16 protein-coding genes are annotated in these 17,380 nt (G+C 62.1%); 13 read left to right on the forward strand and 3 right to left on the reverse strand.

Going from position 1 to position 17,380, the window contains the following annotated elements; all coding sequences use genetic code 11:
- Positions 1-236 precede the first annotated feature (236 nt).
- The 9 genes from CAL28_RS22825 (at position 237) to CAL28_RS22865 (ending at position 8,205) form a co-directional block, all read left to right on the forward strand.
- Positions 237-665, forward strand: a complete 429-nt coding sequence (locus CAL28_RS22825; RefSeq protein ID WP_141218232.1) for a hypothetical protein — start codon at positions 237-239, stop codon at positions 663-665.
- Entirely contained in the window at positions 662-1,015 is a 354-nt protein-coding gene (locus tag CAL28_RS22830) for a tetratricopeptide repeat protein (RefSeq protein WP_094843462.1), read from the forward strand. Before CAL28_RS22825 ends, CAL28_RS22830 begins: the two co-directional genes overlap by 4 nt.
- A gap of 35 nt (positions 1,016-1,050) precedes the next feature.
- A complete protein-coding gene (sctV, locus tag CAL28_RS22835) occupies positions 1,051-3,144 on the forward strand; it encodes a type III secretion system export apparatus subunit SctV (RefSeq protein ID WP_094843463.1) in 2,094 nt (697 codons plus the stop codon).
- Between the two features lie 40 nt (positions 3,145-3,184).
- Positions 3,185-4,561 (forward strand): type III secretion system inner membrane ring subunit SctD, encoded by a 1,377-nt coding sequence (gene sctD, locus CAL28_RS22840; protein WP_094843464.1) that lies wholly within the window; start codon positions 3,185-3,187, stop codon positions 4,559-4,561.
- Positions 4,562-4,596: 35 nt separating this feature from the next.
- Positions 4,597-4,830: a hypothetical protein gene (locus tag CAL28_RS22845; protein WP_094843465.1), complete on the forward strand. Its 234-nt coding sequence runs from the start codon at positions 4,597-4,599 to the stop codon at positions 4,828-4,830.
- A gap of 61 nt (positions 4,831-4,891) precedes the next feature.
- Positions 4,892-5,125, forward strand: a complete 234-nt coding sequence (locus tag CAL28_RS22850) for a hypothetical protein (protein ID WP_141218233.1) — start codon at positions 4,892-4,894, stop codon at positions 5,123-5,125.
- Positions 5,126-5,366: 241 nt separating this feature from the next.
- On the forward strand, positions 5,367-6,260 hold the full coding sequence (locus CAL28_RS22855; protein ID WP_094843467.1) for a response regulator transcription factor: 894 nt from the start codon (positions 5,367-5,369) through the stop codon (positions 6,258-6,260).
- A 117-nt stretch (positions 6,261-6,377) separates the two neighbouring features.
- The gene (locus CAL28_RS22860; protein WP_217906596.1) at positions 6,378-7,313 is read left to right on the forward strand and encodes a response regulator transcription factor; all 936 of its coding nucleotides are present in this window, start codon (positions 6,378-6,380) and stop codon (positions 7,311-7,313) included.
- 253 nt (positions 7,314-7,566) lie between these two features.
- Complete coding sequence (locus tag CAL28_RS22865; RefSeq protein ID WP_094843469.1) at positions 7,567-8,205, forward strand: response regulator transcription factor; 639 nt, start codon at positions 7,567-7,569, stop codon at positions 8,203-8,205.
- Between the two features lie 12 nt (positions 8,206-8,217).
- On the opposite strand, the gene CAL28_RS22870 is transcribed toward CAL28_RS22865, so the two are convergent.
- Positions 8,218-8,685, reverse strand: coding sequence for a type III secretion system chaperone (locus CAL28_RS22870; protein WP_094843470.1), 468 nt, complete (start codon positions 8,683-8,685; stop codon positions 8,218-8,220).
- Positions 8,686-8,791: 106 nt separating this feature from the next.
- Positions 8,792-10,990 (reverse strand): AAA family ATPase, encoded by a 2,199-nt coding sequence (locus tag CAL28_RS29585; protein ID WP_176464079.1) that lies wholly within the window; start codon positions 10,988-10,990, stop codon positions 8,792-8,794.
- Between the two features lie 206 nt (positions 10,991-11,196).
- Between CAL28_RS29585 and CAL28_RS22885 the strand changes: the two genes are divergently transcribed.
- Positions 11,197-12,903, forward strand: a complete 1,707-nt coding sequence (locus CAL28_RS22885; RefSeq protein WP_176464080.1) for an MFS transporter — start codon at positions 11,197-11,199, stop codon at positions 12,901-12,903.
- Positions 12,904-13,479: 576 nt separating this feature from the next.
- A complete protein-coding gene (locus tag CAL28_RS22890) occupies positions 13,480-15,114 on the forward strand; it encodes a methyl-accepting chemotaxis protein (protein WP_094843473.1) in 1,635 nt (544 codons plus the stop codon).
- 609 nt (positions 15,115-15,723) lie between these two features.
- Here the strand turns inward: CAL28_RS22890 and CAL28_RS22895 are convergent.
- Positions 15,724-16,077 (reverse strand): hypothetical protein, encoded by a 354-nt coding sequence (locus CAL28_RS22895; RefSeq protein WP_094843474.1) that lies wholly within the window; start codon positions 16,075-16,077, stop codon positions 15,724-15,726.
- Positions 16,078-16,159: 82 nt separating this feature from the next.
- On the opposite strand from CAL28_RS22895, the gene CAL28_RS22900 reads away from it, so the two are divergent.
- Both CAL28_RS22900 and CAL28_RS22905 read left to right on the forward strand, forming a co-directional pair.
- Entirely contained in the window at positions 16,160-16,420 is a 261-nt protein-coding gene (locus tag CAL28_RS22900) for a hypothetical protein (RefSeq protein ID WP_094843475.1), read from the forward strand.
- Positions 16,421-16,456: 36 nt separating this feature from the next.
- Complete coding sequence (locus tag CAL28_RS22905) at positions 16,457-17,377, forward strand: toxin co-regulated pilus biosynthesis Q family protein (protein ID WP_094843476.1); 921 nt, start codon at positions 16,457-16,459, stop codon at positions 17,375-17,377.
- Positions 17,378-17,380 lie beyond the last annotated feature (3 nt).

Here is a 17,380-nt window from a genome sequence, read left to right on the forward strand (position 1 = left end):
GTGCCTCCCCGCCAAGGTCCGGTTCCGCCCAGCGGCGTCGCGCATTCAACACTTCATCCGATATTTCGGTGACGCCGGAACGGAATTCCACCCGGTCGTTACTACCGTGACCTTACACACAGTCAATTTATGCCGAGAACTGGCAGTGTCATGCCCGCCGGTTGCGCGAGTCCCATTGCGGATGCGCGCGTCAAGCAGTGTTACCGCCGCCGGCCCGAATCCAGGATGTACCCAGAATGATCTCGTCCACCTCCCTGCTCTCCGCTCCCTCTATGGTGGATGGCGCGCATCCAGCGAGGGACACCGATGTACCCGCGCGCCGCCATGGCCTGGACCACCTCAAGGGCTGGGTCGCCACGTCCACGCGGCCCACCATCGCGCCGCCGCCTGCGTCGGCGGAATCCGCGCTGGCCAAATTCCTGGGCCAGTCCAGCGTGGAAGTGGCGATGCTCTATGCCTTGCAGCCGCCGATCGCAGTCTCCAATCTTCAGGATCCGCTGACGTTCGACCTGGCACTGCAGAGGACGCGCCGCGTCCTGCGGGAAACCGCCGCCCAGGGAGGGGAATCGTCGGCCATCCTGCAAGCCGCGCTGCAGGTACTGGACCGCAACGTGGTCCTGCGCACCCAATCGCGCGTTATCCGCAACGCGCTGTACCAGGGATGAGCCGGATCACCTCGGGCGCGCTGCCAGCGGAGTCCGTCGAGCTGTTGCAGGTGCTGGGATTTCTTCAACTACAGAACGGCAACCCGCGCGATGCCATGGCACTGCTGCAAGCCTGCCATCACTCAGGCGGCTGCCAAGGACAGACACTTGTCCTGCTGGCCCTCGCGCAGTTGCGCGCGGACCAGCCCGCCATGGCCCTCGCCACATTGGACCAGGCGGGCCCGGGCGCGCTCGCCCATCCTTCTTGCCGCGTCGTGCGCGCGCAAGCGCTCGCGGCCATCGGGCGCCGCGATGAAGCGCGGCAGGCCATGAAGGCCTACGCCGCCAACCGATCCCGCACTGCCTCGTAACCCGCGGTGCTTGCCAGCACCAACCAGTCTTCCTCATGCACGCAATCCGACGCATCATTGCCATAGCGACCAGCCGCAACGACATCCTGCTGGCGGCCACTGTCATGGCCATCGTGTTCATGATGATCCTGCCCATGCCGACGGCGGTCATGGATGCCCTGATCGCCGCCAACATCACGCTGTCCTGCGTGCTGCTGATGGTGGCGATCTATCTGCCCTCGGCGCTGGCGTTCTCGTCGTTTCCCGCCGTCCTGCTGGTCTCGACGCTGTTCCGCCTGGGCATATCCATCTCTACGACGCGGCTGATCCTGCTGGACGGTGATGCCGGCCACATCATCGACACCTTCGGAAACTTCGTGGTGGGCGGGAATCTGGTTGTCGGCCTGGTCGTGTTCCTGATTCTCACCATCGTCCAGTTCATCGTGATCACGAAGGGTTCCGAACGCGTGGCGGAGGTCGCCGCACGCTTTTCGCTGGACGGCATGCCTGGCAAGCAAATGTCGATCGACGCCGACCTGCGCGCGGGCGCGATCCAGATGGACGAGGCGCGCCGTCGCCGCAGCGTGGTCGAAAAAGAGAGCCAGCTGTATGGCGCGATGGATGGAGCGATGAAGTTCGTCAAGGGAGACGCCATCGCCGGTCTGATCATCGTCGCCGTCAACCTGCTTGGGGGGCTGCTCATCGGGTCCGTCCAACGAGGCATGAGCGCCGCCGACGCCGCGCTTACCTACTCGATCCTTAGTGTCGGCGACGGGCTCATCTCGCAGATCCCGGCCCTGTTGACCGCAATCTGCGCGGGCATCATCGTTACCCGTGTGCCGACCGGCGACAAACCGTCGAACGTGGGCGCCGACATTGGCGCCCAGGTCATGGCGCACCCCCGGGCGCTGATCGTCGCCGCCGTGATCGCGTTGGGCATCGGCCTCATCCCCGGCATGCCTATCGTGGTCTTCCTGGTACTGGCGTCGGTCATCGGGCTGACGGGCTATGTCCTGCTGAATGCGCCCCGCTCGGCACGCGGCGGCGCGGCGGCCGGTTCTGGCGGCAAGACCACCGACGGCGCTTTCGGCGCCCAGGGCGATGAGCCGACAGAGACAGCCCAGGCGACCAAGTTCGCGCCAGCCGAACCCGTGACGCTGGAAATTTCCGACACATTGGCGTCCGAGCTGGACGAGACCGCTCTGACCGCCGAATTCCCAGCGGTCCGCTACGCCGTTTACCAGGAACTGGGCGTACCGCTACCGGAGATCCGCCTGCGCCGGGGAAAACAGCTTGGTGATCGCTCGTACCAGGTGCTGCTGTTCGAAGTTCCGTTTGTGCGCGGGACGTTGAAGAGCGGAACGGTCCTCGTGCGCGAAGGCTCCCGCAACCTGGACGCGATGGGTATCCCCTACGAGCGCGATACGGGCGGACTGGCCAATGAATCCGCCTTCTGGGTATCCCGCGACCACGTACCCGCGCTCGAAGGCGCCGGCGTGCCTTATCTGTTGCCGCACCAGGTGCCGAACTGGCATCTGTCCATCGTGCTGCGCAAGCAGGCATCGCAGTTCATCGGCATCCAGGAAACGCGTCAACTACTGACCGCCATGGAAGAAAACTTCGGCGAACTGGTGAAAGAAGCGCACCGCGTCATGCCGATACAGAAGATCGCCGAAATCCTTCAACGCCTGGTGTCCGAGGAGATCTCCATACGGGATATGCGCGCTGTCCTGGAAGCGCTGGTCGAATGGGCGCAGAAAGAGAAAGATATTGTCCTGCTGACCGAATACGTCAGAATGGCATTGAAGCGATACATCAGCCACAAATACTCGAACGGCCAAAGCTTCCTGCCATCGTATCTGCTGGCGCCGGATGTAGAGGACGTGGTACGCGACGCGATCCGGCAGACCGCCGGGGGCAGCTATCTCGCCATGGATCCCGAAAAATCCCAGGCATTGTTGGAAAGCATCCGACGCACTGTCGGAACCCTGGAGACGACGGTAGCGAGGCCGGTGATCCTGACCTCGATGGACATTCGTCGCTACGTCCGCAAGCTCATCGAACAGGATCTGTACCAACTCCCGGTGCTGTCCTACCAGGAGCTGGTCCCGGAAATCAATGTACAGCCGCTCGCCCGGGTGGACCTATGAGTCATGATGCATACCGGCTCTTTGACAGCGGAGCACAGTCATGACGCAAGGCCTGGAACTTCGGGTTTTGTCCGGCATCCACGACGGTGCGCGGTGCGCGGTGCAGGATGGCGCCCTGATCGGTTCGCAGGGTGATTGCCATGTGGTGCTATGCGACGAGGGAATCGCCGCGGAGGCTGGGCGTCTGCGCATCGGCCTGGCGAGCTGGAGCATACACGGACACGACGGTCCGGCCGGCAATACACGGGAAGTCCGGTTCGGCACGCCGCTCTCGCTCGGACCGGTGCTATTGACGGTCGCGCTGGCGGCTGATCCATGGCCTGACGCCGGCCAGGTCGCCGCGGCGCGCGCGGCCGCAAGCGACTCGCCGGACGAACACGCGGGCACCGCCACGGCCCAGGACGTAGCCGTTGCGGTGCCCGCGACCGCCGCAACGGCGTCGGATGGATGGCTTGCGGATGATCAGGACGTTGCCGGCCGGCACGCGATATCCGGCCAACATGCCGCGCGCGCGCGAACGTCGCGACGACGCAAGGGACTGGGATTGCGCTGGGCGGTTGGCGGGCTGCTGATCGTACTGGTTTTCGGCAGCGTGGCCTCCTTCCCCCCGGCCAAGACGCCGTCGACGCTGAACATACGATCCGGGCAGACCCGCGATCCGGACATGCTGTTGCGGGCGCAGGGCCTGCTGGCGGAACGCGGATACGCGCCCCGCGTCCGCGCCATAGCGGGCGAAGATCAAGAGATCGTCGTGACGGGATGGGTGCGCGACGAGCTGGAACACGACCGTCTGGCGACCGCGCTAAGCACCATATGGCCGCTTCCCGCCATGCGGGTAGGCAAAGAGACTGAGGTCGAGACCAGCATGGGCGACCGGATGCGCGACCTGGATGTCCTGGTCGCGCTCGTCCGTACCGACCCGGACGGACTGGCGATACACGGCACTGCCGGATCCGACGCCGCCCGGCAGCAGGCATACCAGCGATGGCACGAAAACACCGCAACAGCCCCGTGGCCACCGATGAAGCTGACTCTCGCTACCGAAGTCGCGGACGCCCTGAATCTAGCCGCCGCGGCAGCCGGCCTGCCACCGCCCCCTTCCGTCTGGAAGGACAAAACCATACGGGTAGACCCACGAGGATTGGTCCCATCACAGCGCGAGAAACTGAAGGACATCGTCGATACGCTGAATCACCGCTATGCCAACGCATTGCGGATCGACGGCGACGATACCACCCTGGTGGAATCCATACCGTTCCGCGTGCAGACGGTAGTCGGTGGACAGCAGCCCTGGGTGGTCCTCGATGACGGAACCCGCATCGCGGTCGGCGGAACGCACGGCGCTTACCGGCTGACCTCCGTCGAGGACGGCAGCGTGGTATTCGACGGCCCCACCACCACGGTCATCCGCAGATAACAACGGGGCCCATGCCCCACGCACGAGAAAACACCATGGTCCAAGCACCCAGCCAGGCGGACGTCGCCGAAGTCCTCGAAATGTTCGGCTATCCCATGGGTGACGATGCACGCGAATCCATGCTGTGCGAAATGCGCGACATCGAAAGCGCGGCGCGGCGCCTCATGCGTACGCCGCTACGCCCACAGGAGCACGCGCGCGCCGCCGCACTGGCGGAGGCATCGAATGCCGCGCAGGCCGTACTGGCAGCACTGTCGCAGCATCGGTAAGCACCGCGATGCCCGGCATTTTGGCCAGGCACGTTCGATCCAACTTCCCACACGGAGCTCCATGATGATCAGTAATACCTCTACCGCGACCAGCGCCAACCCGATGGATCGGGAAACCAGCAACCTGGATGCCTCGTTTCGCGACAACATGAACTCACCGGCGCTGGACATCGCGATGGCGCAAGAATTCGCGATGCTAAGCAGCAACGTAAGCTACAAGGCAGCCTGCGTGGCCGGGATGATCAAGCTCACTGTCAGCTGCTGCAAGGACATCATCCGCATCGTGGGCACTTGAAGCGAGTCATATGGCGTGGCGCCTTCATGGCGTCACGATAAAGCGCTCGTGATTTGCATCGACCGAAATACAAACTCCATATGCATGATCACGATGCAACGCATTTCGTTCGAAATGATGAGAAGCCTTGCAACAAAAGGTGGAAATGATCGTTCCCGTATGTTAATAATTGCTATACCCCCGCAGCTCAACGTAGCAAGGTCTAGCGATTACGCGGAGGGCGTCCGGAGGGAACCGCGTCATGACCAGCTCTCATGCATTCAAACAAGGCGCTCGTCTACTACTTGTCGACGATAGCCCCGCGGATCTCAGGCTGCTGGTGCAGCTTCTGAACCATGAGAACTTCAAGCTTCTGGTCGCGCTAGACGGGCGACAGGCATACGAGCGAGCCACGACACAGCCTGCCCCGGACGTAATCCTGATGGACGTGTCCATGCCGCGAGTGGATGGATACGCCACCTGCCGGCTCCTGAAAGGAGATCCGCGCACCGCGCATATCCCGGTGATTTTCGTCACCGCATCCTCGGGATTGGACGAGAGACTCAAAGGTTTCGACGCCGGTGCGGCGGACTATGTGCTCAAGCCATACAACCCGGAAGAAGTGCTGGCGCGGGTGCGTGTGCAATTGCAGATCGCTCAACGTGCCGCGACACCCCATGCCGAGGTAGCCGCGGCGCGCGATCTGTCGACACAACCCATCTACGGAGCCGGTGTCGCTCAGCCGCGATTCGCGGCCATATCCAACGAGCAGGCCATCGTCAACACCACTACACAGTATCTGGTGGACCACCTTTCGGATGCGCCCTCGCAGAAGGACCTGGCACGCCTGATCGGCGTGAACGAAAAGAGGTTGACGCATGCGTTCCGCAGTCTGCTGGGCAAGACGATCCACGACTATCTGCGCGACCAACGCATGGAAAAAGCTCGGGCCCTGTTGCAGGACGGCTCCTTGACCGTTGCGGAGATCGCCGACCAGCTCGGCTTTTCAAGCCCTGCCAATTTCGCATCGGCGTTTCGACGCCAATTGGGCTGCAGTCCGGTTGCATTCCGCCGACACCTGTCGGGTCCCGCCACACTGATAACACGCGGCAATGAAATGCCAAAAGCGACGAACGGTATTTTTCAAAAAATATGAGCGTGATTTTAAAGGCACGTCCCGCAAGCTTTCCCTAGGATGGAGATTGCGCTTCCTACCGCAGCCGCTGACGAAGCGGGAAATATGCGAAGCCGTATCGACATACAAGGAGAGGACGTGAGGTATCCCACCATATCCGAGCCCCGCATCGCGCCTGGCCTGGATTCCGCTTCCCTGGCTGGTTCTTCGGGCGCCATTCAGAGCAGCGCCCTTCCCGCTACCCACCGCCGACCGTGCCATATATTGATTGTGTCGGATGACGCGATCAATCTGCGTGCCACTACGGACTTCCTCCGGAACCAGCTGTTTCGCGTAACGCTTGCGTCCGGATGGCAGGGCTATTATCACGCCCAGGCGTGGCGGCCCGACATCATCCTGGTGGATGGGGCCATGCACGACATGGACCCTTTCATGATGGGCCGATTGTTGATGCAGACGCCGGATACGCAGTCCATCCCTCTTATCTTCCTGCTCGACCAGGAACGCCAGACAGCCAGCCGCGAGGCTTTTTCGCTGGGCGCGATCGACTGTCTCACCAAGCCGGTATATCCGGAAGAACTCCTCGCCCGCATATCGGTGCACCTGCGCAGGACGCCGAGCCGCGACACGACGTCGACACAGCGGTCGCATACACCGGCGGCGGAGGAACTGCTGTTGCGCAATGCCCTGAATGCAATCGCCGCCGACGTCGGAAGCATTCACACGGTACGCCAACTCGCCCGTCAAGTCGGCACCAACGAACGCAAGCTGTCGGCGCTGTTCAAATCCAGGATGGGGAAATCTGCGCACAAGGTGATCTTCGGCCAGAAGATGGAAACAGCGCGCCGCCTGCTTTCCCAGACAGGCATGCCTGTTCGTGAAGTCGCAAATCATGTGGGCTTTCGAAGCGTATGCAATTTTTCGGTGGCGTTTCACCGGGACCAGGGCATCACGCCTTCGGGATACCGCCGCCAGGCACGCGCGGCGGGCAATATCGGGGCGACCGCCGACAAGGATCTTGCAGGCATGCAGGATGACGACGACTTCGAGCAGGAGGACCAGACGGACGCTTGATGCCGCTGCCGAAGACGTGCGGTGGACCTGGGCCGGCGCGCCGGGGAACATCGCGGCGCGCCGCGCCTGGCTGACCGTAGAGACAAGAATCTTTTTAACGAAGCTTCCACCGGTCAGGAGCGAAACTTATGGATACCACACGGGAGCTACCCGCTATCCGTAGTCGAACGCGCGCGCCGCAAAGGTGTGTCCCATATCCGCTATTCCGTGTCGCACCGACAGGGGCCGAGCTTTACCAAAGCGCTTACCGTCAATGATTCGAGTCATACTTGCCGATGATCACCCCGTAGTACTGCTCGGCATGAAGAATGCCCTGGAAGCATCAAGCGACATACACGTCGTCGCAACGGCGGATTCTCCAGACAGCCTGTTTTCCTGCCTGTCCAAACATCCCTGCGATGTATTGGTGACTGATTTTTCGATGCCCGGCTCGCAGCAACCCGATGGGTTGGCAATGCTGCTTCAACTCAAGGCGAAGTTCCCCGAGGTACGAATCGTAGTCCTGACCAAGATGGCGTCGCCGGCATTGACGTCGCCTATCCTGCAAGCCGGCGCATTGGCGCTGGTGGAGAAAAGCGCCGCCGTGCGTGAAATCGCAACGGCGGTGCAACGTGCGGCGAGCAGACGCACCTATGTGACGGAGAATGTGCAACGCGAGTTCGCGGCCTTGGGCGTACCGCGGACTCAAGTCGCGGAGCCCGCGCAGCTATCCCCGCGAGAGATGGAAGTCGTTCGGTTGTTCGCGCAGGGATATAGCAACAACCAGATTGCGGAAATCCTGGGTGTCAGCGCGAAGACCACGAGTCGGCAGAAAATGGACGCCATGCGCAAGCTTGCAGCACGCAACGACGCGGAACTGTACGCCCATGCGCGCGATATGGGGCTGGTATAGCCCCGGGGGATATCACGCGCGCAGCCCGCTTCCTGGGGGCGCCGCCCTGGCATTCATGCCGGCGGGTGGCGCCGGCAGGGTATGACATAGCGTGGAAAGCTTTTCACGCCAGCTCATCGATACGTCCACCATGCTTTCCACGATGCGGCGCAGTTGCGTGACTGTGGAATCGGCCAGTTCCAGCCGGCGGGTTAGCAGAATTTCGCCGGTGCGATCGTCCAGCGACAAGGCAGCGCCTTCCGTTTCGTGGCCGAAGGCATTGGCGGAGAGCATATCGCGGTACAGGGCCAACTGTTGTTCAGTTTCCGCGGGCTCCTGGCCCAGAACCGTGTAGACGTGCAGCATGTCCTGGGGATCATCGTGTTCGAGCGTGACGGTAACGTCATTGTCGAATATCAGATCGATGGTTCCGGATTCACCCAAAGTGAGCGGGACGCCGCTTTCCTCCCCGAACAGCGCGATCAGCTTATGCGCGTCCATGTGAGTCTCCGTCGGGCGATACCATATTCATGAAAAACCTCGGCATATCATGGGACCGGTCAGTGTCAATGCCCGAGGTATGGTTCCGGAACGCCCCGACGGGAGATCAATCGGCTTCGAGAAAAGGCACGGTGTATTCCGCGGGCAGCCGCGGCATCGCCACATCGGTCGTATCTTCGCGTTCGTAGACCGCGCGCGCGGCGAGCAGATCGCGAATCAACAAAGGCGGTTCCTCTTCGATATCCGCGGGACACTGGCGGACCATCTGCTCCGCGTAAAGCGGAATACCCCGGGCCTTCTCAACGATGCGGCGACGCACCTTGCTGGAAAGACGCTTGTCCTTGCCTCGGAAGGTGACCAACTGCACCATGGCATCGCGGCGCAGCGGCGGCATGGTGATGGTCTCGTCGATAGGCACGCTGAGATTCATGCCGCGGCCACACAGGACAATCATGACCGGATCGCGCCTGCGCTGCTGCAACAGCGCGGACAGAAGGGTCCGCGTCGTCGCATCCGCCCATTGGGTATCGTCGACAAGGATAAGCAAGGGCTGGCTGGGAGCATCGCCGTCAAGCAGCAGATTCGTAAGCGGCAAGATAAGCGCCTCGGGATCCGGCTCGCCGGAAGCCGCGCCGTTCGAGGCGCCGCGCTGCCCGATGAAATAGTTCACAAGCATACCGCTCGTGGCCTTGTCCAGGCCGATGCGATAGCCCAGGGACTCTATGGCGCGCGCATAGCCCAGTTCCGCCTCATCGCCAGTACGCGGACCCGGGCCGTCCTGGACTGCAAGGCGGGAGAGGAAATACTCGTGGAATGGATGCAGCGCGATCTGCCTGTTCTCCTGGTCGCAGCGCAGGAAAGTGACCGCCCCGCCGCCACGCCGCACGTACTCGGCGAATACCTGGGCAAGCAGGGATTTCCCGATGCCCTGTTCGCCGCGCAGGTACATCAGATGCGGCCGCTCGCCTTTGCGCAGACTGTTCCAGCGGCGGACCAGGATATCGAATTCGGTTGTCCTGCCGAACATGCGGTGTACGGTGATGGCCTGCGACTGCCCCTCCAGCACACCGACCCGCAGACCGTAGCGTTCGTCCGGGCGCACCACGAAACGATCGCTGAGACGCGACTGAGCGGAATCGGTCAGCAGCGTCTCGCCCGATTCGGCCAAGTAGGCCAGGCGCAATGCTCTTTGTCCCACCAGCATCATGGGCAGCGTCCCGTTGTCCGCGGGGACGCGCGCCAATTCGGCATGGATGCCCATGCCCAGCGACACGTGCGGCGAGATCGCGCATTTACGGATGTAGCATGCCAGGCGGGCTGCGGACTCGGTGGGGCGTTCGTTCAATGTGGGATACCCGAAGAGGATCGCCAGATTGCCGTCGGCCCCAAGGCAAACGCGCCGGCCCGCCGCCTGGGCCAGACGAACCAGCCGTTGGCGGGCCGCCTGCACGCGGTCGATGGTTTCCTCGCCGGGCATGCCGTCGCCATCGTGCCCGATCGCCACCGCCAGCACGGCAAGCGGGCGTGCATCGTCGTTGGCGGATGACGTCGCCGGTACCGCCCGCTCGTTCGACGCGGAGACATCGAGCAGCGAGCGCGTTTCCAGTGAAGGCGTCGTGCCATAGTATTCGCCCATGACCGCGACGCAATGTTCGTAAGCCTTCATCGCGGACTCGCGGCGACCGGTATCCCGCAGCATCCGGATCAGGTCGCGATGCGCATGCTCGTCCCCCGGATGGACCTGCACCCACTGGCGCGCACTGGCCAGGGCATCCTGTATTTTTTCGGCCGCGCACAATTGCGCGATGTACGCCTGCCGGCATTGCGAGACCTCTTGCGACAGTCGCGACTGCCAGCTCATGCGCCAGGCGGACAGCGCCGCGTTGACCGGCGTCACCATGTGTTCGAGCAGATCGCCCCTATCGTGGACAAGACGCTCTTCCAGCGTAAGCCTCGCGTAGGGCCCGATGCCGCAGAGCGCCAGAACATCGACGGTCACGAGATTTTGGTCTATCGACAGCATGCTCGATGTCGAGATGATCGCTTTTTCCATGGGACCCAGCACGTGCCGGAGCACGCACAGCGCATGGCGCAGATTGGCGCGGGCGCCGGACGCGCAGTTCGGCCACAGGAGCTCCGCCAGTGCCGCCCTGGATTGCTTCTTGTCCAAGGAAAGCGCCAGCATTGCCAGCAGCAGTTTGGGTTTGCCATAGGCGATCAACGGCGTTTTATCCACGCCATCGACGATCAGCTGGAACTCACCGAGCAGGCAGATTCGAACGGGCCGATTCAGAATTTGAGACATAGGTGTCCAGGGTCGGCCGAAAGCGTCGATCGACCATACGCGTAAGGTTGGCGGCGCCATCCGGGCGCCGAGGGCAGAGGGGTCAGGGTGATACCCACGGTAACGTCCGGGCGTTGTGGACACGCGGAATCGTGATCGTTGGCATGCGACAAACCGGCCAACGTGGTCACCGAGGTAACGGCGGTCGCCTTGCGGAGACCTGGATCGTGGCACCCCACGCATGGAATCAGCGTGGATTGCCTGTCAGTCGCCCCGACACCTTAATGTGCCGAAGTCTAGGCAACATGCTATGCGGGAAAAATAGGAAATTTCTGAGCCGGGCATTTAGGGAAAGTTACCGTTCTACAAATGCCCAGCGCCGGGACCGCTGCCGTGTCGTAGCATGCCCGCCGGCGGCGCGCGGTGAGGCCGCTACCGATTGCGCCATGCAAACCGGGCAGACAAGGAACGGGAACCAAGAGAGAGCAATGCGCAAAAGCAATACGGGCGGCAATTGGCGGGGCGCGGTCGCGTCCACGCTGGGCAATGTTCTGGAGTGGTATGACTTCGTGGTATTCGGCTTTCTGTCGATCATCATCGCGAAGCAGTTCTTCCCGAGCGACAGCGCATACGCCGCGCTGATGCTCACCACCGCCACCTTCGGCGCGGGTTTTATCGTACGCCCGCTGGGCGGGGTCGTGCTGGGCTGGTATGCCGACCGCAAGGGACGCAAGGCCGGGCTTACCGTGGTCATCGCTTTGATGACGATGGCCGCCGCGATGATCGCCTTCACGCCGGGCTTTCAGAGGATCGGCGTGATCGCCCCGGCCATCGTGCTGTGCGCGCGTCTGCTGCAGGGCATATCGGCGGGCGGGGAATTCGGCACCGCCACGGCGATGCTGATCGAATATGCACCCCGGGGAAGAGAGAACTTCTACGGCAGCTGGCAGATGTTCGCGCAAGCGTTGGGCGCCTTGCTGGCCGTCGCCATGGGCAGCGCGCTAACGCATATCTTTACGCCGGAGGCCCTGAACGATTGGGCTTGGCGCATACCCTTCCTGTTCGGCCTGCTGATCGGGCCGGTAGGCTTCTATATCCGCCGCAATATACCGGAGACCGAAGCATTCCGGACGCTGGACAAACGCGTCAAGGTGCCCTTGGGCGCGGTGTTTTCGCAGTATCCCAGAGCCTTGTTCATCGCGACGGGGCTGAGCGCGGCGCTGAATGTCATGGGCTATGTGATCATCATCTACCTGCCCATCTATGCGGTGCAGAACCTGCATATGCCCGTGGCTTTGCCGTTCAACGTCCTGCTCGCGAGCATCCTGCTGCGCGTGCTGACCATTCCGCTGTTTGGCCTGATGGCCGACCGCATCGGCGGGCGCCGGATGATTATCGGCGCGCTCGGCCTGTTCCTGATCGTGCTGTACCCGGCGTATCACTGGATCATCCAGTCACCGTCGATGGGCTCCATCATGACGGTGGAATTGGTTTTCGCCCTGCTGATCGGCGCCTCGACCAGCCCCATGCCAACCATGAGCGCCATTCTGTTTCCAACCGAGATACGTTCGACCGGGCTGGCGATTTCGTACAACATCGCGGCGTCGGTTTTCGGCGGATTCTCTCCCATGGTGCTCACCTGGCTGCTGCACGCGACAGGCAACCCGCTTATGCCAGCCCACTATTGCGCGGTTTTTTTCGCCCTGGGCTTGTTGGGCGCGATCATGATCCGCGAAGAGAGTCCTCGCAGCATCGCTTATCAGGAGGCAAAACTCCTGGCCTCGGTCGTCGGCGCGGATCAGGTCGTGTTCGGCACCGATCGACCGCGCCACGTACACGATACGAAAGGCGCGTTCATCAACACGGCGACGCTGCCGCAGGCGCAATGCGACGCGATGCGTGGCGCCAACGCGGTGAAGGTGTTCAAGCTATAACTGCCCGGGAAGCGATACGCCGTAATACCTTAGGGGTTTCCATCAATGCGCATACGCGGCAACTGCCGTCCCTCACGAAGCCGGGTCGGTGATGACCGCTTTCGCCGGACGACGACTCCGTAGCGACCCCTGTCAAGGAGACAGCGGCCGAAAGAAGTTCGGGGCATGCATTATCCGGGGCATGTACTGCACCGATGGGACGCTCATCTGCGCTTTCGGCTCGACAATTCGGAAGTCCGCAGGCTTGATCGGCGCTTCGAGGGATCAATGCTCCCCTCGATTAAAGACACTGCGGTCAGATGCCGGCGGTCGCCTGACCACGCGCCTCGTGGCCGCACCGCCGGTCTGCCGCCTTACGCTCAATTTGTAACATTGACTGTTTGTTGTCAAAACACGGCAAGTTGCACCGCCGCGCCCCTCCACACGCGTGTTGGAGCATATAAATTCCTCCTCTATCAAGTAGTTAACGTAGAATCAAAAATACAAGGTCGCATTAATATTTGTAATATTCCCGTACCGGGAGCGACACAATTGTAATTATTCGAAATATTATATCCAGGCTTGGAGAGGCCGACCATGCGCTTCCTATCGAATATCAGAATCGGTACCCGCCTCGCCATTGGCTTCGTGCTGGTACTCGTGCTTTCCATCGGCTCGACTGGCTTCGCTTTAATCCAGGCGCGCGATAACGCAACAGAAACACGGCTAATGATGGAAAAGCCATTGACGAAAGAACGTATTACGGCCGACTGGTACGTTTTCATTTATTCGGCCATCGCGCGCACCGCGCTGATCGCGAAAAGCACCGACACAACGTTGTCCGATGTCTTCGCCGACGTCATCGCGGACAGCGTCAAGCAGGGCGGCGCCTTGCTGAAGAGCCTGGAAGATCTGATCTCCACCGACGAGGAGCGGAAGCTCTACCAAACGTCGGTGAACGGCCGCAACGCCTACCAGAAAGCCAAGAACGAGGTGATGGCCGCCAAGATGAAAGGCGACGCAGCGGAAGCGGACCGCGTGTACACCCAGTCGTTCCTGCCCACTGCCAAGGCCTATCAGGAAAGCGTGCAAGCTTTCCTTGCCTATCAGCGCACGCAGATCAATGCGATCTCAGCCAGCATCGCCGCCGCGAACGCACGCAGCATCGACTTATTGATGCTGTTCAGCGTCCTGCTGGTCATGCTAGGCGCGGCCTGCGCCATCATCATCACGCGCAGCATTACGCGGCCGTTGCGATCGGCGATCGCCGTGGCGAACCGAGCTGCCAAAGGGGACCTGACCGCACAGATCGCCCCGGCGTCGACAGACGAGATCGGTGACCTGATGCGCGCGCTGGAAACGATGAATCGTGGCTTGAAGGCGATCGTCCGCGACGTCAAGTCGGGCACCGAACTTATCAATAACGCCTCGGCCGAGATCGCCAGCGGCAATCTCGATTTGTCCTCCCGCACCGAGCAACAAGCCGCGTCGCTGGAGGAAACGGCCGCCTCGATGGAACAGCTGACCGCGACCGTCAAGCAGAACGCCGAGAACGCGCGCCAGGCCAACCAGCTGGCGGTCTCGGCTTCCCAAGTGGCCGTCCGCGGCGGTACGGTCGTCAAGGACATGATTTCGACCATGGGTGCGATCGACGGTTCGTCGCGCAAGATCGTCGACATCATCGGCGTCATTGACGGCATTGCGTTTCAAACAAATATTCTGGCGCTGAATGCGGCGGTCGAAGCGGCACGCGCGGGCGAACAGGGACGCGGCTTCGCTGTCGTCGCCAGCGAGGTGCGCAATCTGGCACAGCGTTCGGCAGCGGCCGCGAAGGAGATCAAGTCCCTGATCGACGACTCTGTCAGCAATGTGGTCGCAGGCAACAAACTGGTCGCTGAAACCGGCGGCACAATGGATGAAGTCGTCGCCAACATCCGGCACTTAGCCGAAATGATGAACGAGATCGTGGCGGCCAGCCAAGAGCAGAGTTCGGGCATTGAACAGGTCAACATCGCGATCAGCCAGATGGACCAGGCCACGCAGCAGAATGCCGCCTTGGTCGAACAGGCTGCGGCAGCCTCGCAATCCATGCGCGACCAGGCCGATACGCTGGAACGCGTGGTAAGCGTATTCAGGATCGATGCACGAGATGCGTTCGACGCCGCCGTTCCGGCCTTGGGAACGTCCGGCGCGGCCCCCCGATCGGGTGATGCCTACATAGCCGTTGCCTGAGCGCCCCGCTGGCGGAACCGCTGAACCGGCGACCGAGCTGGAACCGCTCGTCGGGACTTCAGGATTTCTTCGCAAAGCATCCCTGAAGTCCCGCTCGGCTTGCGGATCGGTTGGCGCCCTTCCTCGCGCCGTCGCATTTGGCGCACCATACCCAGGCGGTCAACTTTGGGTCAAACTCGACTGATGAAGAAAGAAAAAACGCAGCCGGCCAGGGCTGCGTTTTTTGCTTGATACCACAGTGATTCTTTGGTGGGTCGTGCGCGACTCGAACGCGCGACCAACGGATTAAAAGTCACGACATCTACAAATATGTGAAAGCGAAATCGCCGCAATATCAGCGACTTGCAGGTTTAACCACATTCCAAACCTGCGGCGATTTTGCTCATTTTTCACCTCGTTTCATCGTCTTTGGTCAAGATTTGGTCTACCTGGTCCGGCTATCCGCATGTCATGCATGATGGTAGCCGCGCGCTGGTACTTACACTGTTTCCAACGCGACCAGCCAAATAGCATGCCCCCAGCGTAAAACAGCCAGACGCGTCACTCCCCCACCCACATCACCGTAACGCCTCGCGCAACGCCGACTCTCACGACGCTGTAGAAGTGGCATCAGCCTGCACTTCGCGCCATTAAATGGGCCGAGGACGAACTTCGCTGCGAGCCGTTGCCCATCCAAGCCGAGAATCTATGCATATGCGCAAAGCCCCGAATTCGGCGGTGCGCTGCACCAGCGCGCCTCTCGTATTCCCCTCCACAGCCCGAGCCGCTCGCCAAGCCGCTCGAGGCTGGTTCCAGGCCGACACGGATCTCAGTGCGATGGAATTCCGAGACCTCAAGTTCCGTGAACACTGCCAAGAAAAGGCAAATGACAGCGGTGTCGAACGACACGCCCGGTTGCAGACATTCCGGCGAGCCTTCGCGGAAGCCTTGGGAGAGATCCTCGTCGAAGAGGGCAGGCTTCATGCGGCTCCTTGAGCGGCCCATTAGCTTTCGGCTGTCAGACGCCGCAAGGAAGCGCTACGAGGCCGCAGCTGCAGAACGTGGCATGACACTGTCCGGTTACCTTCGCGCCCGCCTGGAAATCGACGACCAGGTCGAAGATCACGTCTCGCAACTGCGCTTGGCGCTTTTGGATCGAGACGAATCTGAATCAGGAGGCGCAGCACCGACACCGCTGCTGCTGGAACTCCTGCTGCTTGCCCGCAAGCAAGCCGCCCCGGCCGAACTGCGCGCCGTCCATCAGGAACTTGATCGCCTCGGCCACGCGCCCTGGACGCCTGAACGGCCCCCTCCCGCCACGGATTGACCGGCCACAGGCCGTCCGCATTTACCCGGAGATTTCATGAAAGTCCTTTCCCTGGCTGCCGGCCTGTCGGCGGCCTGCCTGCTTTCGGCCTGCGGATTTGTACCGCCCAAGCCCCCCATGCCCGCCGACACTCCGCGCGTCGCGGTCAATCATGGGGATCCACGCCAGTACGATCGCAACGAAGCAACGCCGCCGGCGCCGACTCCCCCGCAGCACGTTGCCATCGCAAACGGCGAGTCACCATCGGAGCCTCAACCGCCCGCGCCGAAATCAGCGATTCCCGCCTCAGCACCGGTGAACAAGCCGGACGAGCCTGGGGCCAAAGGGCAACCTGCCCAGTCGGCAAATCCTCTGGCCATCCCGATCCCCATCGCGCCGACAAAGACAGAGGCGGCGCCTGCGTCGAAGCCGCAACAGGAGGTGAAGACCGCCGATGCAAGCCCGCCTGCAGCCGTCCACAGCGCGACACCACCGTTGGCTGCGGCCACGTCCGCCAAACCGGCCGTGATCGCAACCACGCCTACCGGTAAAACCGGGAAGCAAAAACCCGAGGCCCCGGCCGCTGCCGTGCCAGTGGCAGCCGCACCGACACCCAAAACAGGTGCCGACATCGTCGCGGCAGAGCCCATCAAGATCACGGCCGCTCCGATTGTCGTCAAACGGATCTGGCACCTCGGCCCCCAGGACAAAACCGTCAGGCAGGCCCTGGGTCGATGGGCGAAGGACGCCAACTGGACCTTCGGCCCCGACCAGTGGGAAGTGGCTTTCGACCTGCCGATCGAGGCGTCGGCGGATTTCCCTGCCGCCTCCTTCGAGGAGGCCACCCAGGCGCTGACCAACTCCATCGCGCTTACGGATTCCCCTGTGCGGCCGTGCTTCTACGCCAACAAGGTGCTTCGGATCATCCCGTTTAACCAAACCTGCGACCGCACCACGGCGCCGAGGGCCCGCCCATAGGGC

This window comes from Bordetella genomosp. 11 (genome assembly GCF_002261215.1).
GTDB lineage: Bacteria > Pseudomonadota > Gammaproteobacteria > Burkholderiales > Burkholderiaceae_B > Bordetella_C.